General features: G+C 71.7%; 4 protein-coding genes. All 4 read right to left on the bottom strand.

Annotation, left to right across the window (positions count from 1 at the left end; all coding sequences use genetic code 11):
- Positions 1–840, bottom strand: an 840-nt coding sequence (locus RT309_RS14090) for an Ada metal-binding domain-containing protein (RefSeq protein WP_313358043.1), incomplete at its 3' end; no start/stop codon positions are given.
- 156 nt (positions 841–996) lie between these two features.
- Positions 997–2,604 (bottom strand): bifunctional phosphoribosylaminoimidazolecarboxamide formyltransferase/IMP cyclohydrolase, encoded by a 1,608-nt coding sequence (gene purH / locus RT309_RS14085; protein ID WP_313358042.1) that lies wholly within the window; start codon positions 2,602–2,604, stop codon positions 997–999.
- 39 nt (positions 2,605–2,643) lie between these two features.
- Complete coding sequence (purN, locus tag RT309_RS14080; protein WP_313358040.1) at positions 2,644–3,225, bottom strand: phosphoribosylglycinamide formyltransferase; 582 nt, start codon at positions 3,223–3,225, stop codon at positions 2,644–2,646.
- 4 nt (positions 3,226–3,229) lie between these two features.
- The coding region (locus RT309_RS14075; RefSeq protein ID WP_313358038.1) for a DUF6350 family protein at positions 3,230–4,003 on the bottom strand (774 nt) is incomplete at its 5' end.

Genomic DNA, 4,003 nt, shown 5'->3' with positions numbered 1-4,003 from the left:
CGGAGCGAGGTCGGCGAGTCGGGTGACTTTCGCGCGCAGACGAAGCTGCCCCTCGGGCGTCTGCCGGATCTCGAGATGCGCGGGGCCGCCGGGCATCCGCAGGTGACGACCGAACGACGTCGCCGTGGCGCTCTCCACCCCGGGCAGGGCGCGCGCGGCCATCCAGGCGAACAGGTCCGACGTGTCGATCGGGGCGCGGTGCGGCAGCAGCAGGTCGATGACACCCTGCGTCGCGCCGTCGGCCGGCGCGCCGTGCGACCTGTGGGCGGACGAGCGGCGCGTCGCGCGGAGCTGTCCCGGGGTCATCTCGAAGACCTCGCGGATCGTGTCGTTGCACTGGCGGATGCTCGCGAACCCGGCCGAGAACGCGACCTCCGAGACCGGCATGTCGGTGCCGACGAGCAGCATGCGCGCGGTGTGGGCGCGGTGCGCCCTGGCGAGTGCGAGCGGGCCTGCGCCCAGCTCGGTGGTCAGCAGCCGCGTGAGGTGTCTCGGCGAGTAGCCGAGACGGCGGGCGAGGCCGGGCACCCCCTCCTGCTCGACGACGCCTGAGGTGATCAGGCGCATCGCGCGGGCGGCCGCGTCTCCGCGGATGTCCCAGGCCGGAGAGCCCGGCGCAGCCTCGGGCAGGCAGCGCTTGCAGGCCCGGTATCCGGCCTCGTGCGCCGCGGCGCTCGTGGGATAGAAGGTGACGTTCTCGGGCTTCGGGGTGCGGGCGGGGCAGCTCGGGCGGCAGTAGATGCGGGTCGAGCGCACAGCCGTGACGAACTGCCCGTCGAAACGGGTGTCGCGTGCGCTTATCGCGCGGTAGCGCTCGTCGTGCTCGGCCGTGAAGCTCATGTCTTCATGCTGTCACGTCCGCGGGCACCCGGCTGGCGGAAATCGGACACGGCAGTCCGCAGGCCAGGTGACCGCATGGCATGCATGCCCATGAGGGGCCCCGCGGCGCCGAGGCTCGGGACAGCGCGCAGCGATGTCCCGAGTGCGCCGTGGGGATCAGTGGAAGAAGTGGCGCTCTCCGGTGAAGAACATCGTCACGCCGGCCTTGCGTGCCGCGTCGACCACCTCTTCGTCGCGCACCGAACCGCCGGGCTGCACGATCGCGGTGATGCCCGCGTCGATGAGCACCTGCGCGCCGTCGGCGAAGGGGAAGAAGGCGTCGGATGCGGCGACCGAGCCCGCGGCGCGGTCTCCCGCCCGCTCGACGGCGAGACGGCACGAGTCGACCCGGTTGACCTGCCCCATGCCCACGCCCACCGTCGCGTTGTCCTTGGCCAACACGATCGCGTTCGACTTCACCGCGCGGCACGCCTTCCACGCGAAGATGAGGTTCTCCATCTCGACGTCGTCGGGCCGCTCGCCCGAGACGAGCTCCCAGTTCGTCGCGACCGAGACGATGTCGTCGGGGAAGCGATCGGCATCCTGCAGCAGCAGACCGCCCGAGACGAGGCGCACGTCCATCCGCTCCTGCCGCCAGTCGGCGGGCAGCTGCAGCAGACGCAGGTTCTTCTTCGCTTTGAAGACCTCGAGCGCGGCCGGCTCGAACGAGGGCGCCACGATGACCTCGGTGAAGATGTCCTTGAGGTTCTCGGCCATCTTCAGGGTGACGGTGCCGTTGGCGGCGATCACTCCGCCGTAGGCCGACACGGGGTCGCACTCGTGAGCGCGCAGGTGCGCGCTGGCGATCGGGTCGAGAGCGTTGCGAGCGGTCGTCGCGATGCCGCACGGGTTGGCGTGCTTGATGATCGCCACGGCCGGCTGCACCATGTCGTACGCCGCGCGCAGCGCCGCGTCGGCGTCGACGTAGTTGTTGTACGACATCTCCTTGCCCTGCAGCTGAGCCGCCTGGGCGATGCCGTGGCCGCCGGCGCGGGTGTAGATCGCGCCGCGCTGGTGCGCGTTCTCGCCGTAGCGCAGGGTGGCCAGGCGCTCGGCCTTCACGGTGAGGTGCGCCGGCAGGTCTCCGCTCTCGGCGAGGGTGCGCTCCGAGAACCACTGCGCGACGGCCGAGTCGTAATTGGCCGTGTGCGCGAAGGCGCGTGCGGCGAGTTCGCGCCGGTGCGCGAGCGTGGTGCCGCCTTCGGCGACCGCCTCGATGATGGCGGGATACGACTCGGGCGACACGACGATCGCGACGTTCGCGTGGTTTTTCGCCGCGGCGCGCACCATGGCCGGTCCGCCGATGTCGATCTGCTCGACGATGGCGTCGGGCTCGGCGCCGGATGCCACGGTCTCGACGAACGGGTAGAGGTTGACCACGACGAGCTCGAACGGCTCGATGCCGAAGTCCTCGAGCTGACGCTCATGCTCTTCGAGGCGCAGATCGGCCAGCAGACCGCCGTGCACCTTCGGGTGCAGCGTCTTGACCCGCCCGTCGAGCATCTCGGCGACCCCGGTGACGGACGCAACGTCGGTGACCTCGTGACCGGCGTCCCGGATGGTCTGCGCGGTCGAGCCGGTCGAGACGATCTCGATGCCCGCCTCGGTCAGCGCCTCGGCGAGTTCGACGAGACCGGACTTGTCGCTCACCGAGACCAGCGCGCGCTTCACCTGCACGAGGTCGCGATCGCGGTACAGCGAGGGGTCGAGGCTGGGGCCGGCCATGAGGGTGCTCCTTCGTTCGGGCGAGATCGTGTGTGGGTGTCAGCGTGAGAGCGTGAGCTTCCCGGTGGCGATGCGCTGGACGGCATCGATCAGCAGGCGTCGCTCGACGGGCTTGATGCGGTCGTGCAGGGTGGTCTCGGTGTCGCCCGGCAGCACCGGCACGCGCTCCTGGGCGAGGATCGGCCCGCTGTCGATGCCGTCGTCGATGACGATGATGCTGGCTCCGGTCTCGGCGGCGCCGGCGGCGAGCGCGTCGCGCACGCCATGCGCCCCGGGGAACTCGGGCAGGTAGGCGGGATGCGTGTTGATGATGTTCGGCGCGTAGCGCTCCACGACGGCCGGGGGCAGCAGGCGCATCAGCCCGCTGAGCACGATGAGGTCGGGCTGCCAGGCATCCAGCTGCGCGGCCAGCTCCCGGCCCCACTCCTCGCGACTGGCGTAGGCGGTGTAGGGAACGGTGAAGGTGGGGATGCCGAACTCCTCGGCGTGCGCCAGCCCTGCGGCGTCACGGTCGGCGCCCACGGCGATGACTCGGGCTGGGAAATCGGGGTGACTCGCCGCCTCGAGGAGGGCTCGAAGGTTCGAGCCGGTACCGGAGATGAGTACGGCGAGCGTCAGCACCCGGTCAGTCTACCGGGGCGGTGAGCCCCGCCATCTCCTCGTTCCACCGGTCGGTGCGCTCTTCGGCGAGCTCGTCGCGATGCCGCGGGGCGAGCAGCAGGATGCCGGCGCCGATGAGCACCTCGATGCCGATCGCGAGCGCGAATGCTCCGGGTGCGGGCCCGGCCTGGGCGAGTCGGCCCGGTCCGATCGAGCCGGATGCCAGAACCGCGGCCAGCGCGGCCGTGCCGGCCGACAGAGTCGCGATGGCCACGGCGATGGCGGCTCGGGGCCCGTACCCCTCGGCCGTGTTCTCCCAGACCAGCCGCGAGCGCACCATCCAGCCCGCCACCGCGCCGCAGGCGATCGGCACGAGCACGCTCACCAGCATCCAGATCGACGAGTTCTCAGGCACCAGTCCGAGCACGGGGATGCCGGGGACGACGCCCAGCTCGGTGCCGGCGGGCGAGACCGCGGTGCCCGCGCCCAGGGCGAACCCGGGCCCGGCGAGCCAGCTAGCCGCCCACACGATCAGCGTCGGCAGGTAGGCCAGATGCCCGACGGTGAGCATGGCGGCGACAGCGGCGCCCCGCACCGCCTCGCCGGGTACGGCCGCCCAGTCGCCCCACGAGTCGACGACGTCGCGGACCCGATCGATCGGCCCGTCGTCGCCCTCCTCCCACGCATGGCGCAGCGCGCCGGCGAGCGCGCCGACCGCGTAGACCGCGGCGGGGATCAGGATCGCGCCCCACAGCGCGGCGCGCAGCACGTCCGAGCGGCAGCTCACGGCGACGGCGGC

This window comes from Microbacterium sp. (assembly GCF_032084865.1).
Taxonomy (GTDB): domain Bacteria; phylum Actinomycetota; class Actinomycetes; order Actinomycetales; family Microbacteriaceae; genus Microbacterium.
This window is presented reverse-complemented; position numbering and strand designations above follow the sequence as displayed.